Below are 22274 nucleotides of genomic sequence, written 5' to 3' on the forward strand. Positions count from 1 at the left end.
GAATTGAGGAAGCTTGCTATGCAATTTAAGAACTTGATGTTGAGTGCAGTATTATTTTCCAGCGTATGCGCATCGTTCGCCAACGCCGAAGATTCCCAAGTCATTAGAATTGCCACAGAAGGCGCGTATGCACCTTGGAACTTTGTTAAACCAGGTGGGCAACTCGACGGCTTTGAGATCGAGCTGGCCCGCGACCTGTGTGATCGCATGAAGGCTAAGTGTGAAATCTCTGCGCATGATTGGGACGGGTTGATTCCATCACTGAACGGAGGGCAAATCGACGCAATCATGGCAGGCATGAGTATTACGCCTAAGCGCCAAGAGGTAATCGGTTTCAGTCGCACGTACGCAGCTCCACTTAACGGCTTTCTAGTGCTTGATAACAGCAGCGTCGCCAAGCTGCCTGGCGATGCTAAAAGCATCAATCTCGACAAAGACGAGGCAGGGGCTGAAGCTCTCATCAACCAGATGGCGCCCCTCCTCAAAGGCAAAGTAATCGGCGTACAAGGCTCAACTACCGCTTCTGCCTTCGCTGAAAAATATCTTTCGAAGGTCGTCGAAGTTCGCGAGTACAAGACCGTTGATGCTCACAACATGGATTTGATGAGTGGTCGCATCGATGCGGTATTGGCTAACGCCGTCGTTCTCAAACTCGCAACTCAGGATCCGTCGCTGAAAGGCACGAATATGGCTGGCCCGATATTTTCCGGCGGGGTTTTTGGTCCTGGTATCGGCATTGGGCTGCGAAAGTCTGATACGGCCTTAAAGGCGAAGTTTGATGAAGCCATCACAGCGGCAGTCAAAGACGGCACGGTGAAGAAGCTTTCTGAAAAATGGCTGAAATTCGACGTAACTCCATTGGAATAAGAGCGGATATTCCAGGCTGAGCGGAGCGGCAACCTATGAGTGGTGTAACGATCGTTGTGGGCGGTGGATTGGTCGGTTTGGCGACTGCCTACGGCCTTGCCGGCAGGGGACAGAAAGTTCGGCTGTTGGATCAAGGGGATACTGCCCTTCGAGCGGCACGAGGGAATTTCGGCCTCGTTTGGGTGCAGGGTAAAGGCTATGGGATGCCCGCCTATGCACGATTGACGCTCCGTTCTGCAGCAATGTGGCCCCGCCTTGCCAACGATCTGTTGGCCGAGACAGGAATCGACGTGCACCTGCGCCAGCCTGGAGGGTTCAGCCTTTGTTTAACCCAAGAGGACATGGCTGAAGAGGCGGGTCAATTGCGCTGGTTGCGCGAGGCGCTGGAGGGCAAGTATCGATTTGAAGAGCTGGGCCCTGAAGAGCTGCGACGGCGGTTGCCTGGCGTGGGGCCAGATGTTGTGGGGGCTTGCTACAGCCCTGACGATGGTCACACCAACCCACTCTTGCTCCTAAGGGCGCTCACCTCAGCGGTTCAACGACTCGGGGTGAGCCTGGAAACCGGTTGTGAGGTCCAAAAGATCGAGAGCACTGGGTCGGGTTACCGGTTGACGGGTAACGGCCGGACATGGGAGGGAGACCGCGTTGTGTTGGCCGCTGGACTAGGTAATCAATCCTTGGCACAGCAGGTCGGCATATCCCTTGGCTTGTCTCCAAATCGTGGACAAATCCTGATAACCGAGCGTCTGCCTCATTTTCTGGATTACCCCACCAACTACGTTCGTCAGACCGGCGAAGGAACCGTGCAGCTTGGGTATTCCAACGAGTCCACAGGCTTGAATGATGGCGTTAGTGCCAACGTGATGTCAGACATTGCCCGACGTGCAGTTGCCTGTTTTCCGAGGCTCGCCAACGTTCAATTAGTCCGCGCGTGGGGTGCGCTCAGGGTGCTCACGCCTGACGGTTTCCCCATTTACCAAGAGTCTCCAAGCTTTCCAGGGGTCTTTGCGCTTACCTGCCACAGCGGTGTGACGCTGGCAGCGATACATGCCTATGAAGTGGCGCCATGGATTGCGGGCGGGCCGCCACCGGACGAGCTCCAAGTATTCAGCGATCAGCGGTTCAAGAACCCTGACTATAAGGTGAACAGCAATGGCCACTAGCCCGTTGTTTCGGTCTCTGGATGCCAGCACATCCGAGGTTCTCATTGAGTTCGATGGAAAGCAGATCAGCGTCGCTGACGACACGAATTTGGCGGCGGCTCTTCTCGAAGCTGGCGTAGATGTCACCCGAAAGACCGCTGTGAGCGGGGCCTCTCGTACGGCCTACTGCATGATGGGTGTCTGTTTTGAATGCTTGGTTGAGATCGACGGAGTTTCGAGACAGGCCTGTCAGGTCCGGACTCATGCAGGTTTGAAGGTCACAACCCATTCTCCAGCAGCGACCAAAGGTGGCACCCATGACTGACCATGTGCAGGTTATAGTTTTGGGCGCTGGGCCTGCTGGCATCGCGGCCGCAATGCGTCTTCACGCTGAAGGCGTGAAGGTATTGGTTCTGGATGAACAGGCGACACCAGGTGGCCAGATCTATAGAGAAGTAAGCCTCGCCTCACCTAAACGTAAAGAATTGCTAGGCAAGGACTATGCGACGGGAAGCGTAGCGGTAGCCTCCTTCATAAAAAGCGGGATCGACTACGTTCCGAATGCCTCGGTGTGGCTTGTAACGGCTGAACGCGAAGTGCACTTCCGTGTTGCGGGAGTGACTCGTGTCATCTCTGCAGACCGCATCTTGTTCTGCAGTGGCGCTTATGAACGCCCCATGCCGGTTCCCGGTTGGACCCTCCCTGGTGTCATGACGGCGGGTGCAGGCCAAATTCTTCTGAAAACCGGAGCGCGTGTACCCAATGGAGCTGTAGTGCTCGCGGGTACAGGTCCGTTGCTCTACCTGCTGACTGTTCAATATTTGAAAGCCGGTGTGAAAATCAAAGCACTCGTAGATACGAGCGCTCGCAGCGACTTGATGGCAGCAGCTCGCTATTTGCCTGCTGCCCTGCCTGCCTGGAAGCAGCTCTTCAAGGGCATCTCTTTGATGGCTCAAATTCGACGGGCAGGCATCGATTGGTACCAGGGTGCGACCGACATCCAGATCGAGGGCAAGGTCAAAGCGCAGGCCATCAGTTTTACCCATAAAGGAGCACAGTGCCGGGTGGATTGCGACCTTGTACTCCTGCATCAGGGTGTAGTTCCTAATACTCATCCGACGCTGTCCATCGGAGCGGAACATCAGTGGGATGAGGGCCAAGTCTGTTGGGTCGCCAAACAAGATCAGTGGGGAGCGTTGAGCGTTCCCGGTTTTTTCGTCGCAGGGGATGGAGCTGGTGTGAATGGCGCCGAAGCCGCTGCTTTACAGGGGCGGCTCACGGGGCTAGGCATTGCAATTTCGTTAGAAAAATTGACCTCCAAAGCCGCCGAATCAGAAGCGCAAACAATCCGTCGCTCCTGGGAAAAAATCCGCTGTATTCGCCCGATGCTGGAACGACTGTATAGACCTATCCAGAGTCTCCAGCTCCCGGCCGATGACACCATCATTTGCCGATGCGAGGAGGTCACTGCAGGCGCGGTTCGCCAATACGCAGCGTTGGGATGCCTGGGCCCGAACCAAGCGAAAGCGTTTGGCAGGTGCGGTATGGGTCCCTGCCAAGGCAGGCAGTGCGGACTGTCCGTGACACAGATTCTGGCGGATGCCCGGCACGTTTCGCCTTCCGAGGTCGGCTATTACCGAATCCGTCCTCCACTCAAGCCGATCACACTCGCCGAGCTGGCCAACGAAAAATAATCATGGAGCACACCTATATGACTTCAATCAATCGTATAGAAAGCAATGCCCGCTTGAGCCGAGCGGTCGTTCACAATGGCGTCGTATACCTCGCAGGTATTACTGCCGCCGATTGCACTCAGGACATTCGAGGCCAAACACGCGAAGTTCTAGCCAAAATCGACGAGCGCCTGAGCCAAGCTGGTAGCGATAAGGATCATATTTTGTCGGCGCAGATCTGGCTCGCCAATATTGTTCAGGACTTCGATCCGATGAATGATGAATGGAGCAAATGGCTTGGATCGGCTGGCCGTCCCGCTCGTGCAACATGTGAGGTCGCTTTCGACGAGCCGTCATTATTGATCGAAGTGATCATCACTGCTGCCACTCGGTAAAAACTGAAAGTTGCTCTGCAGGGATCAGAGTAATTCATTTCATCGTCAACCAGCACTATCCAGCGCCTAGCAGAACGTGATGTGCGCAGAGATAGAGAACAAGGTGTCTTATGTCCATCTCTTCAGAAGCGGCATCCCGGAAAGTAGAAAGTAATTCTCAGTCTTTCAATAACCGCGGAGCTGAGCCAAAGCTCAGCATTTCAGGCCTCTGCAAGCACTATGGAGAACATCAAGTTCTTCGTGGTGTATCACTACATGCTGATAAAGGTGATGTGATCAGTCTTATCGGTGCTAGCGGTTCGGGAAAAAGCACGCTTCTGCGTTGTGTGAATTTCCTTGAACAGCCGGACGCTGGAAAAATCCAGTTGGGTGATTATTGCTTGGAGATTGGAGGTGCTGCTGGTAAACACAGCCTGCCTAAGGCTAGAGAACTCCAAAAGCTTCGTTCAAGGCTGGCGATGGTATTTCAGAACTTCAATCTGTGGAGTCATATGACGGTCCTGGACAATGTGTGCCTTGGCCCTCAAAAGGTATTAGGTGTATCTCGACAGGAAGCGGTTGAGCGCGCTGAGAGGTATCTCGAAAGAGTAGGTCTTCCATCCCGTACGACCCAGCAGTATCCATCAACTCTTTCTGGTGGTCAGCAGCAACGCGTTGCCATTGCTAGAGCGCTGGCGATGGAGCCCGAGGTGCTGCTTTTTGATGAGCCGACTTCAGCGCTTGATCCAGAGTTGGTCGGAGAGGTGCTTAAGGTCATAAAGTCGCTCGCCGAAGAAGGTAGAACCATGTTGATGGTTACGCATGAAATGGCCTTTGCTCGTCAGGTTTCAAGCAAGATTGTATTTCTTCATCAAGGATTAATTGAGGAAGAAGGAGATGCATCAATTCTCGACGCGCCGCAAAGCGAAAGACTGCAAAAATTTCTGGCTAATAGCTTGAAATAACTCTCAGCGAGAGCGTCGTAACTTGTCCGATAGACATTTGTCGCCTGTCTATAAGACAGGAGCACTCTTATGTCTATCGTGCAGCTTTTATTTTCAAGGCACTGCGTTTAACAGAGCTACTAAATGAGCAATTACCAGGAATTAAAATTCATCAATGGAGCACGCTCTCGATTGCTGTTGGTGATCGAGCCTAGTTCCAGTGAGTTTTGGATAGAGAGGGGTGCCACCGTCCGCGTACTAGTAGTGCATCAATCAAATGAGCAGCCGCTAGAAATTGAGTTTCTTCCCGGTGGCATGGTGGTGTACGCGAGCAGCAGTGGCCAGGTAGCGGTTTACCAAAATGGTCGGAGACTTTCCCAGGGCAATCAAACCAAGCGCATGGCGATCAACCTTAGGCATTAACAATAATAACTATTTATCGCGAAGGCCTCGATGCGGGCCTGCACCTCGGCAGAGACATGTTGGGTAAAAGGTTATCACCCAATGAGCTCTGCAAAGTTCTCCTAACATTCTGATACGAGTGCATGATCATGATCCTGAAAAAGTTCGTACGTACAGTACTCACCGCGGTAGTCTGTGTTAGCAGCAGCATGTCTATGGGCAGTGAAAAAGATCTGCGGATCGGCATTGAGGCGGCCTACCCTCCATTCGCCTACAAGACACCAGACAATAAGCTGGCAGGATTTGACTACGATCTGGGTCAAGAGCTCTGCGCTAGGATAACGGCGAAGTGCGAATGGTTTGAAATGGAATTTGATGGGTTGATCCCTGCGCTCAAGGTGAGAAAAATTGATGCAGCGATCTCGTCGGTCTCTATCACTGCTGCACGAGCCAAATCCGTTGACTTCACAAACAGCTACTATCGGTTGCCCGCCAAGCTGGTCACACGAAAGGATAGCGGGATCAACGTTACCCCCGTTGACTTGAAGGGAAAACGTATCGGCGTCCAGCGGGCCTCTAACTTCGACCGCTATGCAACTGAAGTTTTCGAAAAGGAAGGCGCTGAAATCGTCAAATACGGCACGCAAAACGAGGTTTTTCTCGACTTGGCAGCTGGGCGCTTGGACGCGTCGCTCGCCGGTTCCCTTGTTATTGAGGACGGCTTTTTGAAAACGCCTCAGGGCGCCGATTATCACGTGCTCGATCAAAACTTTACGGATGAGGCTTACTTTGGCACTGGGGCCGGTATCGCGATTCGAAAAAATGATCCATTGGTAGGCAAGCTGAATAATGCATTAGCAGCCATCAAACAGGACGGCACTTATGACAAAATTCAAAAAAAATATTTTCAATACGATATTTCAGGAGATAAATAATTTTTCCGTTGCCAACGAATTAAAGCATGAGCGACAGACAGCTATCGGCCGATTCTGTTGAAAAAGTCGGCAATGGTTTCCACGGCAGAAAAGTACGCATTTGAGATTGAAATCTTTACTTTGAGCAGAGGATGCCGGGCTCAAATTTCGCGTAGCTACGCGCAAAAAAGGCGTTTTCAGTGGTCAGTATACGTACAGTCTGGAAGAACTGACTTTTTCAACCCGGTCGACCCGAAGCAGCCCCTTGGTCAAGGGCAGAAGTCGGCCAAACCTTTTAAAAAGTCGGCTTTCTCAAACTCCAGGACTGTTCGGTGAAAGCACCTCACCAACACGCAGAAATGTGAATTCTGATTCCTGGTGCTTCTGCGACGATTCCAAATTTAAATCTCGGACTCGGACGTTTTGCCTATGAAATTGGCAAAACACTGAGCTTCCCCATCATTGCAAGCTCACCTCCAAAGCGGCAGTATTGTGCGTCTGCGATTTAGGTGAAATTTGTGCGTATCAATCACGGCATACTGATCCGCGCACTTCCCGCGGACCGTCTCGAAGACTTCGTCAACGACTGGCTGGCACAGCGCTATAAGGACTATCACAGTCACGAACTATGGCGAGGCACAGGTGACATGGGGCGCGACGTCACTGGTTACGTGACAGACAATCGGATGGAAGGTCCGTGGGACAACTTCCAATGCAAGCAGCTCAGCAAATCGCTATCTGAAAGCTCCAGCTTCCTAGAACTCGGAAAGATCTTCATGCATTCGGCGAACGGTGCCTACTCGTTGCCGCGCGCTTATATCTTTGTCGCCCCACAAGGCGTTGCGAGGGCCGTGCAGCAGTTTATCGCTCATCCTGAACGATTCAGAAAGGCTTTCCTCGACCGGTGGGACGCCGATATCGCCGGACGACTCGTCGACAACCAAACTATTTCACTTACCTCCGAGATCGAAGCCAAAATCAAGGCATTCGATTTCACCCAAATATTCTGGATCGACGCGGCGCGACTTGCGGAGGATCCTGCGTGCAAAGCTGCACTGGTCAAGTGGTTTGGTGACGATCCTGGCCCCTCTCCAAGAGGTGTCGTTCCAGCCGAAATCCAAGCCGATGAGTCCGCGTACGTTGCTCAACTCCTCAAGCTCTATGAATTAAAGGGACCTGGAGTTTTCCCCGACGCAGCGGCCGCACTGGCAAGTCCCGAGTTTGGTATGCATCTGCGAGATCAACGGACCCGCTTCTTTGACTCGGTGGCTTTTGATCGCTTCTATCGCGACTCGACGCCTGAAGACTACCTGGCTGCTTTCAAAGACGATATCTACCACGGAGTCGTGGAAATTCATGGCGACGATCATGCGAATGGCTTGATGAGACTGAATAGGGTGATGCAGCAAGCGGCTATCCTCCAGGCTTCGGGCATTCTTGGTAAGCATGCGGGCCCGAAAGTTAAACAGGGAACCTGCCACCAGTTCGCGAACGAGGGGAGACTGCCGTGGAATCCATAGTGCACTCTATTTCGGGCCTGCCCCCCTTCAACAGTTCGCTAGAGACAGGGATTCGGGCGTTAGTGGTATTAGAAGCCTTCTATCCGCGCCGGTGCGACCTTTTGGAAATGACATGGCTGGATCATCTCGTCGTACATACTGGCGACCTCGAGGGGCAGGACGTGCCCGTAAGTCTGCATCCTGATTTGCCAAACCGTGCAGGCGAACTACTGGTTCGCAGGCAATTGATCGAACGGAGCCTACGACTGATGCAGCAAGTGCACCTTGTTGAGGTGTTCGAGACCGAGGCGGGTATTGAGTTTTGCGCCAGCGAGGGCGCACCGAGTTATCTCGACCTCCTGCAAGCCCCTTACTCAATAGCATTAAAACAACGAGCCAAGTGGATGGCAGATCGCTTCGCCGGAATGGAGACCAATCAGATGCGAGCATTGATAGACAGCCGAATCGGTCGCTGGACCGCTGAATTCGGGACTGATGAAGCGCCAAAAGGGATCTTGGGATGACCGGTATCCGCATTCGTCACCTCACCTTCACGGGTCCGAACGTAGAGCCTGCATTGCTTGAGTTCGAGGACGGGCTCACTATCATTTATGGCGCCTCGAACACTGGTAAATCCTTCACCTCAAAGGCCATTCTCTTCATGCTTGGGGTTTCCAAGAGTCTGCCAGAAACAGAAGAGATTGTTGCTTACGATGCAGCTTGGCTCGGTTTAACGCTGCCTGACGGACGCACTGTTACACTCTATCGCGCTACGCGGGGCGGCCATTTTAAACTCTATGACGGTCTCGTCAGAACCGCGAGTCCAGATGAAGGCAAGCTGCTGCGCCAACAGCACGACTCCAAGCGTACTGACTCCGTCTCACAAATGCTGCTCGATGTGATGGGATTTGCCAGCAAGCGTATTGTGCGTGATGGCAATGGGACAAAGGATGCACTGTCCATTTATCTACTGTCGCCATACGCGGTGGTTTCCGAGCAGGATATAATTGCCGAGAAAAGCCCTGTTTTTTCCTCGGGGACTCCCTCCGAACGCACCTTCGAGCAAAACCTCTTCAAACTTCTCCTCACGGGAATCGATGATTCGGCTGTCGTAACCGTCCCAAAGTCATCGGAGCGAAAGGTGGCTAAAGCCGCCAAGATCGAGTTGGTGGATGAACTGATCGCGCAGCTCGATGCCGAACTAGGCGAAGATGCCCCTGCAGAGAAGGAAAGCGAAGAGCAGCTTATACGACTCGATGCAAGTGCGAACGATCTGTTCACTCGGCTACAGAATGCGCAGAGAGAGCTAGACAGTCTGGCTATCAATCGGCGGGAGGCCACTAATTACTGCCGAGAGCTGACAGAGCGGGAGGGTGAGCTGGAACTCACGCTGCAGCGTTTCGCAAAGCTACAGGCGGTCTACAGCTCGGACCTGCAGCGCCTACAGTCAATTGAGGAAGGCGGCTATGTCCTCGTGTCGATGACCGGAATGGACTGTCCAGTCTGCGGAGCACCGCCAGAGAGTCAGACACATAATCACGCAGCTGAAGAAATCTCAATGGCTCACAGAGCTGCGGCTGCTGAGGCTCGCAAGATTGAGCGCGAGCAGTTCGAGCTGACTCAGACCGTTACTTCACTTGAAGCTGAGTCGGGTGGACTTCGTAGAACCATCGCTGGGCTTAAGACAGATATCGTAGAGTTCGATCAGCAAATCCGAGAGTCTGGCCCGACTGAAGCTGTTTTACGGGAAAGCTATGAAGCATTCGCCGCGAAGCGCATCGAAGTGACGAAAATCCTCGACCTCTATCAGCGCCGCGCAAAACTAGCCGTAAGACGGGCTGAAATCGTAGCGGAGCCAACCAAGCGTGAGGGCGAGACGCCTCCGGTGGGGCCGGACTCAACAACGATCTACAAGTTCGGAGAGACCGTAAAAGCTGTACTTGCCGCTTGGCAATTTCCCAACGCAGACAAAGTTCAGTTCGACGGCAAGACTAACGACATCACCGTCGCAGGGAAGCGTCGTTCTGCTAACGGTAAAGGAGTCCGGGCGATCTTGCATGCGGCCTTCAACGTGGCGGTTATCGTCCACTGCATAGAGAACAAGTTACCGCACCCGGGCTTTTTAGTTCTCGACACACCATTACTGACCTATCGCGAGCCTATGACATCTCGGCACGGTGATTTGTCCGAGGACGAGGCCATTCTCAAGGCAACTAATGTCGCTCAACACTTCTACAAGCATCTCGCGAGCTTAAAAAATGAGGTGCAAATTATAGTAATCGAGAACTCTGACCCTCCGGCGGCTATTCGTCATCTAGCTCGGATTGAGACGTTTACCGGCCTCGAGGGGAACGGACGTTTTGGCCTGTTAGCAAGAGAGACTTGATCTGCCGGTGTTGAGATCATCCGGTAATTTATCGCCGCTTCGCGGAAAACGAAGCGTGGAACGGCGTTGTCATCAGATATATGAAGGCGATGATCCAGGCACCTGCCGCTGTGAGTTGATAGCGGCTGCTCGCTAGCTCCAATAATAGAGTGGGTGGTTATCTTGATGCCTCCAGATCTGCTTTTTGAAGACAGACTTGAGTCTTTCCTTTGTAGAATCTCTACACAGTCGGAGTCAAAGACCGACGAAGCTCGTAAGCCTGTCGTTTGACATCAACTTCTTCCATCACATCCTTCATATTCTGGTCTCGACCCAAATGAGTTTCCTCGGGCGGGATACCTGAATGGATACGGAGCTTTCGTGCCAAGTCAGCTGCTTGAAGCCCAAGTTCAGCATAACCACGCGTTCTAAAGTGGCGCAGCCAGTGCTGCCGTAAGCAGACACGGGGCCAACTCCGCCCCCCCGTCCTTAGCTCATCGTGACTCCCAAGCGATTGCTCAGCGGCTTGCGCGAGCACTAACTTCGGACAATCAGATTGGCGGGTACCATCTTCCGTATCTCTCGTCGAGCATGGTCAATAAATGGCTTGAGAATGAGTGTCGAGGAGTTGCGCTGCGAAATGACGATGGAAAAATCATTGATGATGGCCGGTTCAAAGGGAATGAACTTGAGCATGGTTCCCGTGTAGCCACTGGCAGTCAATGGATCGATGATGGATACGCCCGAGCCTGCCTCAGCCATTTTAAGGATGACGGACGCAACCTGGGTTTCGGCATTGATACGTCGTTTGACGCCATACGACAGCATCACTGAGTCGATCTTCGTTCGTGCCTCCATTAACGGCATCAATGAAATAAAACTCTCGCCTTCAAAATCTTCTGGGTGCAAGACGTCACGGCTCGCCAAGCGGTGATTGACTGGTATGACTCCCACCATCTTGGCCGATACCAATGTCTCGCTATTGCCGTGGCGAGTCGCGCGCATGGGAAACATGGCGAACCCTAAATCGCAGCGGTCGCGTTGAACCATATCGAGCACTGTCGACGAGCTATGCATGTGCATGGAAACCACTGCATCGGGGTGTTCGCGCGTAAAGCTCGCTATCGCCCGAGGCAGAAAAGACAGCGCCATGCTGGGGGCTGCGGCAATTTCCAGATAGCCCATCTTCAAGGCCTTGATGTTTGAAGCCGCATTCGCAATGCGCTCGATGCTGATCAATGACTGCTCTACATCTTTGAATAGCAAGGCTGCTTCCGCAGTGGGTAGAAGCCGACCTTTGGTGCGCGTGAAGAGAGGTATCGCAATGCGCTCTTCAAGATCGGAGATAAGTCGTGTTACCACGGGCTGCGTGATCTCGAGCATTTCCGCGGCGCCAGTAACGGTCTTGCGCACCATGATGGCTCGAAAAGCTTCGAGGTGGCGCAAAGTGATCCGATTCTCCACAACACCTTCTCCATATCAATAGTATTTGAGCATGGGACAATATTGTAACACTATTAATAAAAATTAATTAATAAAAAATACTGTTTAAAAACAACGCTTTAAATATCAATGGCACTCCTATTGCTAAATAGCATTGCATTGGTGAGATTCTGGATTGCGCATCAATCCACTTTCACCATGCGATGCAACTCAACACCACAAAAAAATAGGAGCATTTTCAGTGATCAAGTCTACGCTGGCACTCGCGGTTGCCTTGGGCATTACAGCTCAGCAGGCTAATGCCGCCGGGTTGATTGAAGACAGTAAAGCGTCCATCAGCTCTCGTACTTTGTACTATGAAAATGATCAGCGCGGCCTCAAAGGTGTTGATCAGCGCCAAACCGTGACAGGTCTGAGGTTCGACTTCCTGTCGGGGTATACGCAAGGTGTCGTCGGTTTCGGGGCGGATGTTCAGGGGTTGCTGGGTCTAAATCTGGGGGGCGGTATCTCCCCGCACAGCGCTACGACAAGCAATACAATTTCGCCGACGGAAACCGATGGATCGCCGGTAGATGACTGGAGTCGCCTGGGGGCAAATGGCAAGATCAGGCTTTCTAAAACCGAACTGAAAGCGGGTAACGCTTTGGCTCCGAGCCTGCCTATTCTGGTCTCAAATGACAGTCGCTTGCTCCCGGCTAGCTACCAGGGCGGTATTGTTACTTCGAAGGAACTAGAAGACTTCACCTTTACGGCCGGTAACTTAAACCGTGAAATAGGTCGTGCCTCCAGCAACTGGGCAGGTATCGCCGCAGGCGGTCGCAAGGGCTCTGATGGCTTTCGGTTCGGCGGTGTTGACTGGAAGGTCAACAAAGACCTAACTCTTCAGTATTACTACGCCAATCTTGAAGATTACTACCGTCAGAATTTCCTAGGATTGGTGCACGTCTACCAAATTGCGCCTGATCAGTCGTTCAAGACAGACCTGCGATATTTCAATAACAAGTCTGATGGCAAAAATGGAAGTGACTCAAATTATGCTTACAGGAATGGATTTAACGAAGGCAATACTGGTGAAGTCGACAACAACACCTGGTCCGCTGCATTCACTTACACCCTTGGTGGTCATGCGCTGACCATGGGGCATCAACGTGTCAGTGACAGCGGTGGGATGGTCTTTATTAACAACGCTAATGTTGTCGATGGGCGAGGGCACGCTGAAGGTGAAGGCGGTGCGAGCGTTTATCTCAATACCGATATCATGATCAATAGTTTCACTCGCGCGGGCGAAAATTCGACGTTCGGTATTTACAGTTACGACTTTGCCGGGCTGGGCGTGCCTGGCCTGAAAGCGGGATTAACCTACATCAGCGGTCGCGATATTCGCGGGTCTGGTGGCGTGACAACTGACCGTTATAACGAGTGGGAGCGCGATGTTCGTCTGGACTACGTCCTTCAGTCTGGCGCTCTTAAAGGATTGGGTTTCTCTCTTCGTCGCGCGAACTTCCGCACTGAGTTGCCCACCGCAACTTTACAGGATCAGGATCAGACCCGTTTCTACGTGAACTACACTTATGCCCTCTGGTAGGAGCAGAGTTTACTCAGCCGGTTTGATAGATACCTCTTAAATCCTCTTTGAAAAATGGATAGTTCTGCTCGAGGTTTCATTTTCTAGATCCTCAGTAAGTCTGTGCCTTCCCCCGTTATGGCCGCGTGAAGTTGACCGCGCTGCGCACGTTTTATGTGCAGCGCGGCAACTCGCTAAACTCCTCGATTAATCGTCGACTCTTCCTCTTCCTCCTTGCACTCTAAGCTGACGCCGCCGCGAAGCCTGTCGTAAGCCTGTAGGTGCGTCCTTACCCCTCCCACTGAGCAACTCTCTCAGGACTTCACTGCGAGGTCAGATTCTTTCGGATAAAGCTGAAGCTCACCTCCCCCCTTCTTGGCTAAGGATGCTCTCCGATTGATGTTACCTCTGGTATCACCGGCTCATTCGTAACGCACATCTGCACCGAGATGGGAAAGAACGCATCAAGGTGGAACAACTGAGTCTTCATATCCATAGCAATAAGGCATGACATCATATTTATATGCTTTAGAAAAACACAACTAGAAAAAATAAAACGTTATAAATCATATAGTTGCTAAAGCATGGCGCATCTATTGCTAAATAACATGGCATGAGATTTCTATGATGCAGGCAGCACCGTAGTACCTCTTGTCATCGGGGCTATGTGTGCATGCATCAGGAAACCTTGGCGCGAATTTCTTACCTTTTTCACAGGACCATTCCAATGAAACTTCCTGTTCTAGCTGTACCGGCGAGCGCGCTTGCAGCACTCCTGGCTAGTAGTAGCTTCAGTACTGCCTCATTTGTCCATGCTGACGATCGCACTCAGCTCATCGTTAGTGCGGGCGTTGCGGATAGCTCGACGCTGGATCCGCACCGTACGACTGCAGTTGGGGATAAAGGCGTGGTATCTGAAATGTTCAATGCCTTGGTGAGCTTTCCGCCGGGCAGTGCTGATCCAAAAACATTACAGCCTGACTTAGCAGAACAATGGCAGGCATCACCCGACAACAAAATTTGGACTTTTACTCTGCGCAAGGGTGTGCAGTTTCACGGCGGCTACGGCGAATTGAAAGCGGCGGACGTGGTGTACTCGATCGAGCGCGCAGCCGATCCTAAGCGCTCCAGCTTTGCAGCGAACTTTACGATCATCGATAAAGTTGAAGCCCTGGACGACTACACGGTGCGTATCACCTTGAAAAATTCGGACGCGGCGTTCCTCGGTCGTGTGTCCAACTACCATGGCGGCAATATCGTCAGCAAAGCTGCTGCGGAAAAGCTTGGCGACAAGTTTGGCCAATCGCCTATCGGTACGGGGCCATTTGCCTTCGGTGAACATGTCACTCAGCAATACGTGAAGCTTGTGGCCAATGATGCTTATTATCGCGGCAAGCCCAAGTTGGCTGGTATTACCTACCGCATGATTCCATCCGATAGCGCAAGAGAGCTGGCCTTCACATCCGGTGAACTTGACATTGCTGCTGGCAAACGTGAGCAACGTTGGGTGGAGCGCTCCGCAAAACGTGGTGTGAAGGTCGACATTTTCGAGCCTGCTGAATTTCGTACGCTGTTCATCAACCGCAACATCAAGCCTCTGGACAACTTAAAAGTACGTCAGGCTATCGCAGCGGCTGTCAACGTGGATGAGATCATCCGCTATGCCGGAAAAGACGTGGCAGATAAAGGATGTTCGGTCGTGCCTAACGGGTACCTGGGGCAGGATTGCAGCGCGGGTACTTACGCCTATGACGTTGAGCGCGCTAAAAAGCTGCTGGCCGAGGCCGGTTTCCCGAATGGCATCACCATCAATTCCGTGGTGTCGAGTGTCGCCGCTCAATTACCGATCATGGAAATCGTACAGGCGCAGTTGGCGAAGGCCGGCATCAAGCTCAATATGGAAGTCGTAGACCATGCGACCTACCAGTCCAAAAGTCGGCAGGACCAAAGCGCGCTGGTCTTCTACGGGGCCGCCAGATTCCCCAATGCCGATTACTGGCTTGCTGAGTTTTACGACTCGTCCGCTGCAATTGGCGCGCCCGGAGCAATGTCCAACTTCGCGCACTGTTCCGTGGCTGACGATGACATCCGCAAGGCCAGCATCGAACCTGATGCGCAAAAGCAGCTTGCGCTGTGGAAGCAGGCGCAGACAAAGATCCACGAGGATGTGTGTGGCGTCCCTCTGTTTGGTCTCAAGCAAGTTTGGGTGCACAGCAATGCTGTGAACTACGGCCACACCTTAAAAGGTGCGCTGAACCTGCAGCCGCCCATTACCGAAAATACGACAGTCACACGAGGTGCGCAGTAATGGCACGCGACTATGACGTGATCGTGGCGGGTGCCGGCATGGTTGGCGCAGCGATCGGTTATGGGCTTGCCGGGATGAACCGCCGCGTACTGATGCTGGATGGAGCTGATACGGATTTCCGAGCTGCCAAGGCCAATTTCGGTTTGGTCTGGGTACAAAGCAAAGGTTTTGGCCATCCTGCCTATCAACGCCTTTCGATCGAAGCTGTTCAGAGTTGGCCCAAGTTTGCCGAACAGCTGGAGGCGGAAAGCAACATGCCGTTCGCATACGAGAGAAATGGTGGCTTGAACTTCTGTCTCAGTGACGACGAGTGGACGGCGCGCGCGAACAGACTCGACAAATGGCACGCCCAAGCACCGGAATTTGCTCCTTCGACTCATATGCTGGACCGTGACGAGCTGCAGCGACGGTTCCCTTCCATGCACCTAGGCGAGGCAGTGGTTGGCGCGAGCTTTGGAGAGCTGGATGGTCAGGTCAACCCTTTGCGTTTGCTAGCCGCAATGCAAATTTCCTTTCAGCGCAGAGGGGGGGAGCTAAGAAGTAATCATGCGATTACCGCTATCAATCCGCTTCCCGGCGGTGGCTTCGAAGTTGTGGCAGGTGAATATCGGGCACGTGCCGAGCGCGTAGTTATTGCCGCAGGTTTAGGTTCGTCGGTTCTAGGACAGATGGTTGGACTCGATGTGCCTTTACGACCGCAGCGTGGACAAATTCTGGTGACTGAGCGTTTGGCACCTTTACTGCCCATTCCGGCAAGCGGGCTACGCCAAACAGCGGAAGGCACCGTCATGATCGGTGTGACCCAAGAAGAAGTGGGATACGACCTAAGCACTACTTGCGAGGGCGCAGTACGCATGGCTCGCAAGGCTATGCGCATATTGCCCGATATCGCTAAAGCCAAGTTGGTCCGCCAATGGTCCTGCCTACGAGTCATGACGCCTGACGGCATACCTGTTTACGCGAGCTCAACACGTCATCGCGGCGCGGACATCGCGCTCTGCCATTCCGGCCTGACATTGGCCTCTTTCCACGCAGGCGCTTATGCACAAGCGCTAGCAAGTGGTGTGTTTCCGTCTGCAATGGGTATTTTTCATCATGAGCGTTTCAATGTTCAAAAAACTGCATGAGCCGGGGACGGTTAGTTTGACCCTCTACATAGACGGTGTGGCCGTCGAGGCCGAAAGCGGCGAGACCGTCGCAGCCGTGCTGCTGCGTCAGCAAGTACCTGCTAGCCGCACGACTCCCGTACGTGAAAGTCCTCGCGCTCCATTTTGCATGATGGGGGTTTGCTTCGATTGCCTAGCCGTTGTTGATGGCGTGGCTTCGACGCAGTCTTGTTTAGTTGTGGTGCAAGAAGGCATGCGCGTCGAGCGTCAATACGGTCGCCGGAGTGTGATGCCATGACGCGCGAATTCGATGCGATAGTGATTGGTGCTGGACCCGCCGGAATGAGTGCAGCTATTGGCATGCGAGGTCAGGGTCTGTCAGTGCTAGTGGTGGACGAACAACCCGCGCCGGGCGGTCAGATCTGGCGTGCAGTAGAGGCAGTTGCCTCGAAGCCAACCGGTGTAATTTTGGGCGATGAGTATCGCTCAGGTGCTGATCTGGTTGCCCGTTTCCGAGCTTGCGGTGCGGTTTACGAAGCACAGACTCAGGTCTGGCAGATCGAGACAGGATGGCGAGTTTTTATTAAGCGTGACGGACAGGCTGAAGCAGTGCGTGCTAATCAGGTCGTGCTAGCCATGGGCGCACAAGAAAGGCCAGCACCGTTCCCTGGCTGGACACTGCCTGGTGTTATGACTGTCGGCGCGGCCCAGATCCTGTTGAAGACCTCGCGCCAAGTGCCCTCGGAGCCAGTATGGATAGCCGGCAGCGGTCCGCTGCCACTTCTATATATGGCGCAGTTGATACGCACAGGCGGAAAAATTGCGGGCTGGCTGGATACGTCGCCGCCAGGCGGATGGCGCCGGGCTTTACCGTGGGCTGGTACAGCACTTTCAGAGCTCACCGAGATCGGCAAGGGGATTGCTTGGCTGCATGAAATCAGACGGGCAGGTACGCGCCGATTCCGCGGCGTGACGTCCCTACGGGCGCTCGGTAAAGATCGCCTGAAAGAGCTGGAGTTTACACAAGCAAACGGTAAGACCACTCGGGTAGCAGCCAGCCTGCTTCTCTCCCACGAAGGTGTCGTGCCATCCATACATATGACGCAGGCATTGGGTTGCTCACACAGTTGGAATGAGCAGCAATCGTGCCTCACGCCTGACCTAGATCAATGGGGGCAGACCAGCAAACCAGGGCTGTACGTGGCGGGTGACGGTGCCGGGATCGGCGGTGCCAAGGTGGCTTGTGTAAGAGGCGAACTCGTTGCCTTAGGTGTAAGTCTGCGTATTGGTCGTCTCACATCCGAAGCCGCCACCATGCAAGCGCTGCCTATTCGAGACAAGTTGCGAGGGTTAATGCGCTTACGCCCAATGCTGGATTCGCTGTATCCACCAAGAGCCGACATCTTTTCTCCTTCTGACGACACCATTATCTGTCGTTGCGAGGAACTGACCGCCGGCGATATCCGTAAGGCAACGCAGATTGCCTTACCGGGCCCAAATCAGCTCAAAGCATTCACACGCGCCGGCATGGGGCCGTGCCAAGGTCGGCAATGCGGGTACACCGTCGCACACATTATTGCGGAGAAACAGCAACGGCCAGTTGCGGATGTGGGCTTTTTCCGCATCCGTCCGCCATTAAAGCCGCTGACGCTGGGCGAGTTGGCGACACTGAATATTGATGAGGAAAAGCCATGATTTTGTTAAGTCGAGAGCCACTCAGCATCGGCGAACTCATACGCTGTCCGTCGGCTGAATGTCGAGTTGTTATGCAGGAGCTTTCGTCATGATGCGATATGCGATTAAGCGTTTGCTGCTAGCAATTCCGACGCTTCTGGCAATGCTGACAGTGGTATTCATTCTAGTGCGCCTGGTACCTGGAGATCCTGCCGCCGTGATACTGGGCGATCAGGCCAGCGAAGAAGCTCTGAATGCGTTGCGCACGCAACTGGGGCTGGACCAGCCAACGTACATCCAATACCTGCATTTTTTGACTGACATGTTGTCGGGCAATTTCGGGATATCGATGGCCACCGGCAGAACGGTGCTGCAGGAGGTGGCATTGGTGCTGCCATGGACCATACAGCTGACGTTGGCATCTGTGTTGATCGGTATCGTGTTTGGATTACCACTGGGTGTCTGGGCGGCGCTGCGCCGCAACGCATGGCCCGATTATCTAGGCCGTCTGCTGTCTCTTATCGGGCTTTCATTTCCGGCTTTCGTTTCGGGAATCTTGATGTTGTTGGTGTTCTCAATCCAGCTGCGCTGGTTCCCTGTAATAGGAAGCGCGGTAGACGGGGACTGGGTGGCCCAGCTGCGCGGACTGGCACTGCCAGCATTCAATCTAGGCCTGATCATGACCGCCTACGTTATGCGAGTTACACGGTCTTCCATGCTGGGCGTCATGGGTGAGGACTATGTGCGAACTGCGAAAGCGAAGGGTGTTCGCCCTCTGAGGCTAGTGCTGCGTCATGGCTTACGCAACGCGTTGATCCCGATCGTAACGGTTGTAGGTCTTTACTTCGGCACGTTGATAGGCAATTCCGTTCTGACCGAAATCGTATTCAACCGTCCTGGTCTGGGCAAACTGATTCTGGGCGCACTGAATACACGCGACTACACCCTGCTTCAAGGGCTGATGGTGGTATTTGCGTCTTGTGTGATCGTGGTCAATCTATTAACCGACCTGGTGTATGGGTGGGTGGATCCAAGGGTGAAATACCAATGAGCGCTATAGCCGTACCTGTAGCCGCAAGGCCGAATGCCATATGGCAGGCGTTGCGCAAAAACCGCTTGTCCTGGATAGGCATTGCACTGCTGTTGTTGATTTTGCTGACAGCAATCCTTGCCCCATGGCTGGCACCTCACGATCCCCTGCAGCAGAACATCGCGTACCGGCTGGAACCGCCTTCCGCTGAATTCTGGCTTGGGACTGACACATATGGCCGGGATGTGTTGTCTCGCCTCATTTATGGCACACGGGTGTCATTGCTTGTGGGTTTCGTAGCAGTCCTGATCGCCATGTTAATTGGTTCGTCGCTGGGTATCTTGGCAGGTTATGTCGGGGGCAAGGTCGACCGATTCATCATGGGACTTGTTGATGTCTTGCTGTCGTTCCCTACTTTGTTGCTGGGGTTGATGGTGGCCGCCACGTTAGGGGCCAGCTTGCAAAACTTGATCATCGCGATCGCCATTACTGAGATTGCGCCGTTCGTACGAGTAGCCCGTGCACCCACTATTGCGTTGAAACAACGTGACTTTGTGGAGGCCGGGCGTGCGCTGGGATATGGGCCGATGCGGCTGATGGGCGTACATATCCTTCCCAACATGGTCTCTGATGTAGTGGTGCTGGGTTCACTATGGATGGCTTCTGCGATACGTACGGAAGCGTCGTTGAGTTTTATTGGCCTCGGTGTTCCGCCTCCAGCGGCAACTTGGGGCGGGATGATCCGCGAAGGCTTTGAAAACATTCTGGATGCCTGGTGGCTGACGGTGTTCCCTAGCGTCGCGATTTTACTGACAGTCCTGGCACTGAACTTGTTGGGCGACGCGCTGCGCGACGCCATTGATCCTAAAATGAGATCGGAGCGCTCATGAGCACACAAGAAGCTGCATTGGAGCTGCGTAATCTGCGCACCGAATTCCGCATCGGCGGTGCATGGCATGCGGCAGTGCGCGACGTCTCTTTGACAGTCGGCAAAAATGAAACGTTAGCGGTGGTGGGCGAATCCGGCAGTGGCAAAAGCGTGACAGCTTTGTCCATTCTGCGCTTGTTACCCGAAGGTGCCGCGCGCCACGGCGGTGGCCAGATCCTGCTCGAAGGTCGAGATCTGGCTCCAATTACGGAAAAGCAAATGGCTGCTTTGCGAGGTGATGCCATAGCGATGATTTTCCAGGAGCCAATGACATCGCTTAACCCGACCATGACAGTAGGCGACCAGATCGCGGAAGCCATTCGCCAACATCGTCCTATGTCTTGGAGCGAAGCGCGTGCGTTGGCATTGGAAGCGTTGCAGGAGGTGAAAATCCCGGCGGCGGCGCAACGATTCGACCAGTATCCGCATCAGTTTTCCGGTGGAATGCGCCAACGCGTGATGATTGCCATGGCACTAGCTTGCAAGCCAAAGGTTTTGCTTGCTGATGAGCCCACGACTGCGCTGGACGTCACGATACAGGCGCAAATCCTGAGTCTATTGTCCGAGCTGAAGCAAGTACACGGAATGGCCGTGATTTTCATCACTCACAACCTGGGGGTGGTGGCACAAATCGCGGATCGAGTGGCAGTGATGTATGCAGGTGAGGTGGTCGAGACCGCCGACGTGGAAACCTTGTTTGCACGACCTATGCACCCCTACACCGAAGCCTTGTTACGTGCGATGCCACGTGTGGATCTAGATACAGCAGTTCTGGAGCCCATCCCAGGCAGTGTCCCGGCGATCACTGCTATGCCTCGTGGCTGTGCTTTCGCATCGCGTTGCCCATTGCGGGAGGCTCGTTGCGAAATCACCGCGCCAACGTTGGAATCCGTCAGTCACGACCATCAGGTGCGTTGCCTGGTGCGTGCCGAACCCTACAGGGGGCAATCATGAGCGATATTCTGCAAGTAAAGAACCTGGTTAAACGGTTCGAGAGTGGTGGTGGTTTCCTCGGCGGGAAGAAGACCATTGTCCGCGCTGTCAATGATGTTTCGTTTAGCGTTGCTCGTGGACAGTCGTTGGGCTTGGTTGGTGAATCCGGATGCGGTAAGTCCACTGTGGCAAGAACGCTATTACGGCTGGTTGAGCCCGACGAAGGCAGCATCATTTTCGACGGCAGTGACCTTCGTCAGGCAAGCGCCTCGCAAATGCGTTCACTCCGCCAGCGCATACAGATCGTATTTCAGGACCCGTTCTCCTCATTGAACCCGCGGCGGACCATTCGACAAGCGCTAGCAGAACCTCTTTACGTGCATCGATTGGGTTCCGCCAGCGAGATTGAGGCCAAAATCCAAAGCACAATCCAGGAGGTCGGACTTCCTGTCTCGGCTTTGGATCGTTATCCGCATGAGTTCTCCGGTGGCCAGAGGCAGCGCATCGGTATTGCGCGGGCGCTGGTTCTTGATCCCGAATTAATTGTGGCGGATGAACCAGTATCAGCATTGGATGTATCGGTGCAGGCTCAAATACTGCAATTGTTGGACAGATTGAAGCGCGAGCGAGGATTGTCCTTTGTCTTTGTTTCTCATGACTTGGGCGTAATTAGGCATTTTTGCGACACCGTCTGTGTGATGTATCTTGGTCGGATCATTGAGCAGGGGCCTACGCACCAGGTGCTGGACGCGCCAATGCATCCATATAGCCGAGTCCTGCGCGACTCTTCGCCAGTACCGGATCCCAAAGCACGTATACGGCTCTCGAAAATCAGTGGAGAAATCCCCTCGCCGACTAACTTGCCATCTGGCTGCACCTTCCACCCACGGTGTGCCAGAGCAAAGCTTAGCTGCTCAGAAAAACTACCCCCTCTAGAGTTCAAGCGTTCAGGGCGTGCAGTGGCATGCTTTTATCCAATACTTGAGAGCGTGACGACGACTTGAGCTAGTTAATTAATAGCTTAAGGCTCACGGGTAAAAAACACGATATTAATAACGAAACTGGTTAAAAGGCAGGCGCCCTATTAGGGCGTCTGAGCACCTTTACA

General features: G+C 53.5%; 21 protein-coding genes. 20 read left to right on the forward strand and 1 reads right to left on the reverse strand.

The annotated features are described in order from the left end of the window. The first annotated feature begins 18 nt into the window (after positions 1-18). From ACEN8Q_RS30285 to ACEN8Q_RS30335, 11 genes are all read left to right on the forward strand, one after another. Positions 19-867 carry a lysine/arginine/ornithine ABC transporter substrate-binding protein gene (locus ACEN8Q_RS30285; protein WP_413704163.1) on the forward strand — a complete coding sequence of 283 codons (849 nt, stop codon included), beginning with the start codon at positions 19-21 and terminating at the stop codon, positions 865-867. 35 nt (positions 868-902) lie between these two features. Then, a complete protein-coding gene (locus ACEN8Q_RS30290; RefSeq protein WP_413704164.1) occupies positions 903-2030 on the forward strand; it encodes an NAD(P)/FAD-dependent oxidoreductase in 1128 nt (375 codons plus the stop codon). Then, complete coding sequence (locus ACEN8Q_RS30295) at positions 2020-2334, forward strand: (2Fe-2S)-binding protein (protein WP_413704165.1); 315 nt, start codon at positions 2020-2022, stop codon at positions 2332-2334. Before ACEN8Q_RS30290 ends, ACEN8Q_RS30295 begins: the two co-directional genes overlap by 11 nt. Next, positions 2327-3703, forward strand: a complete 1377-nt coding sequence (locus ACEN8Q_RS30300; protein WP_413704166.1) for an NAD(P)/FAD-dependent oxidoreductase — start codon at positions 2327-2329, stop codon at positions 3701-3703. Before ACEN8Q_RS30295 ends, ACEN8Q_RS30300 begins: the two co-directional genes overlap by 8 nt. A 2-nt stretch (positions 3704-3705) precedes the next feature. Further along, positions 3706-4077, forward strand: a complete 372-nt coding sequence (locus ACEN8Q_RS30305; protein WP_413704167.1) for a RidA family protein — start codon at positions 3706-3708, stop codon at positions 4075-4077. 110 nt (positions 4078-4187) lie between these two features. After that, a complete protein-coding gene (locus ACEN8Q_RS30310) occupies positions 4188-5021 on the forward strand; it encodes an ABC transporter ATP-binding protein (protein ID WP_413704168.1) in 834 nt (277 codons plus the stop codon). A 123-nt stretch (positions 5022-5144) separates the two neighbouring features. After that, positions 5145-5423: a hypothetical protein gene (locus ACEN8Q_RS30315; RefSeq protein WP_413704169.1), complete on the forward strand. Its 279-nt coding sequence runs from the start codon at positions 5145-5147 to the stop codon at positions 5421-5423. 134 nt (positions 5424-5557) lie between these two features. Then, positions 5558-6337: a transporter substrate-binding domain-containing protein gene (locus tag ACEN8Q_RS30320; protein ID WP_413705525.1), complete on the forward strand. Its 780-nt coding sequence runs from the start codon at positions 5558-5560 to the stop codon at positions 6335-6337. A 497-nt stretch (positions 6338-6834) separates the two neighbouring features. Next, positions 6835-7836 (forward strand): ABC-three component system protein, encoded by a 1002-nt coding sequence (locus ACEN8Q_RS30325; RefSeq protein WP_413704170.1) that lies wholly within the window; start codon positions 6835-6837, stop codon positions 7834-7836. Then, positions 7824-8339 (forward strand): ABC-three component system middle component 2, encoded by a 516-nt coding sequence (locus ACEN8Q_RS30330; protein WP_413704171.1) that lies wholly within the window; start codon positions 7824-7826, stop codon positions 8337-8339. The genes ACEN8Q_RS30325 and ACEN8Q_RS30330 overlap by 13 nt, the downstream gene beginning before the upstream one ends. Further along, positions 8336-10201, forward strand: coding sequence for a hypothetical protein (locus ACEN8Q_RS30335; RefSeq protein WP_413704172.1), 1866 nt, complete (start codon positions 8336-8338; stop codon positions 10199-10201). The genes ACEN8Q_RS30330 and ACEN8Q_RS30335 overlap by 4 nt, the downstream gene beginning before the upstream one ends. A 516-nt stretch (positions 10202-10717) precedes the next feature. On the opposite strand, the gene ACEN8Q_RS30340 is transcribed toward ACEN8Q_RS30335, so the two are convergent. Beyond that, positions 10718-11644, reverse strand: a complete 927-nt coding sequence (locus tag ACEN8Q_RS30340; RefSeq protein ID WP_413704173.1) for a LysR substrate-binding domain-containing protein — start codon at positions 11642-11644, stop codon at positions 10718-10720. Between the two features lie 220 nt (positions 11645-11864). Between ACEN8Q_RS30340 and ACEN8Q_RS30345 the strand changes: the two genes are divergently transcribed. The 9 genes from ACEN8Q_RS30345 (at position 11865) to ACEN8Q_RS30385 (ending at position 22170) form a co-directional block, all read left to right on the forward strand. Continuing rightward, a complete protein-coding gene (locus ACEN8Q_RS30345; RefSeq protein WP_413704174.1) occupies positions 11865-13208 on the forward strand; it encodes an OprD family outer membrane porin in 1344 nt (447 codons plus the stop codon). A 706-nt stretch (positions 13209-13914) separates the two neighbouring features. Beyond that, on the forward strand, positions 13915-15495 hold the full coding sequence (locus ACEN8Q_RS30350; RefSeq protein ID WP_413704175.1) for an ABC transporter substrate-binding protein: 1581 nt from the start codon (positions 13915-13917) through the stop codon (positions 15493-15495). Then, a complete protein-coding gene (locus tag ACEN8Q_RS30355) occupies positions 15495-16622 on the forward strand; it encodes an NAD(P)/FAD-dependent oxidoreductase (RefSeq protein WP_413704176.1) in 1128 nt (375 codons plus the stop codon). The genes ACEN8Q_RS30350 and ACEN8Q_RS30355 overlap by 1 nt, the downstream gene beginning before the upstream one ends. Beyond that, the gene (locus tag ACEN8Q_RS30360) at positions 16603-16899 is read left to right on the forward strand and encodes a (2Fe-2S)-binding protein (RefSeq protein WP_413704177.1); all 297 of its coding nucleotides are present in this window, start codon (positions 16603-16605) and stop codon (positions 16897-16899) included. Before ACEN8Q_RS30355 ends, ACEN8Q_RS30360 begins: the two co-directional genes overlap by 20 nt. Then, a complete protein-coding gene (locus tag ACEN8Q_RS30365) occupies positions 16896-18296 on the forward strand; it encodes an FAD-dependent oxidoreductase (RefSeq protein ID WP_413704178.1) in 1401 nt (466 codons plus the stop codon). The genes ACEN8Q_RS30360 and ACEN8Q_RS30365 overlap by 4 nt, the downstream gene beginning before the upstream one ends. An 88-nt stretch (positions 18297-18384) precedes the next feature. Then, the gene (locus ACEN8Q_RS30370) at positions 18385-19326 is read left to right on the forward strand and encodes an ABC transporter permease (protein WP_413704179.1); all 942 of its coding nucleotides are present in this window, start codon (positions 18385-18387) and stop codon (positions 19324-19326) included. Then, entirely contained in the window at positions 19323-20195 is an 873-nt protein-coding gene (locus tag ACEN8Q_RS30375) for an ABC transporter permease (protein ID WP_236530459.1), read from the forward strand. Before ACEN8Q_RS30370 ends, ACEN8Q_RS30375 begins: the two co-directional genes overlap by 4 nt. After that, on the forward strand, positions 20192-21187 hold the full coding sequence (locus tag ACEN8Q_RS30380) for an ABC transporter ATP-binding protein (RefSeq protein ID WP_413704180.1): 996 nt from the start codon (positions 20192-20194) through the stop codon (positions 21185-21187). The genes ACEN8Q_RS30375 and ACEN8Q_RS30380 overlap by 4 nt, the downstream gene beginning before the upstream one ends. Beyond that, on the forward strand, positions 21184-22170 hold the full coding sequence (locus tag ACEN8Q_RS30385; RefSeq protein WP_413704181.1) for an ABC transporter ATP-binding protein: 987 nt from the start codon (positions 21184-21186) through the stop codon (positions 22168-22170). Before ACEN8Q_RS30380 ends, ACEN8Q_RS30385 begins: the two co-directional genes overlap by 4 nt. Positions 22171-22274: the final 104 nt, after the last annotated feature.

Origin of the sequence: Pseudomonas sp. Pseusp16, assembly GCF_047324915.1 — a bacterium.
In the GTDB taxonomy this organism is placed as follows: Bacteria; Pseudomonadota; Gammaproteobacteria; order Pseudomonadales; family Pseudomonadaceae; genus Aquipseudomonas; species Aquipseudomonas fluorescens_CD.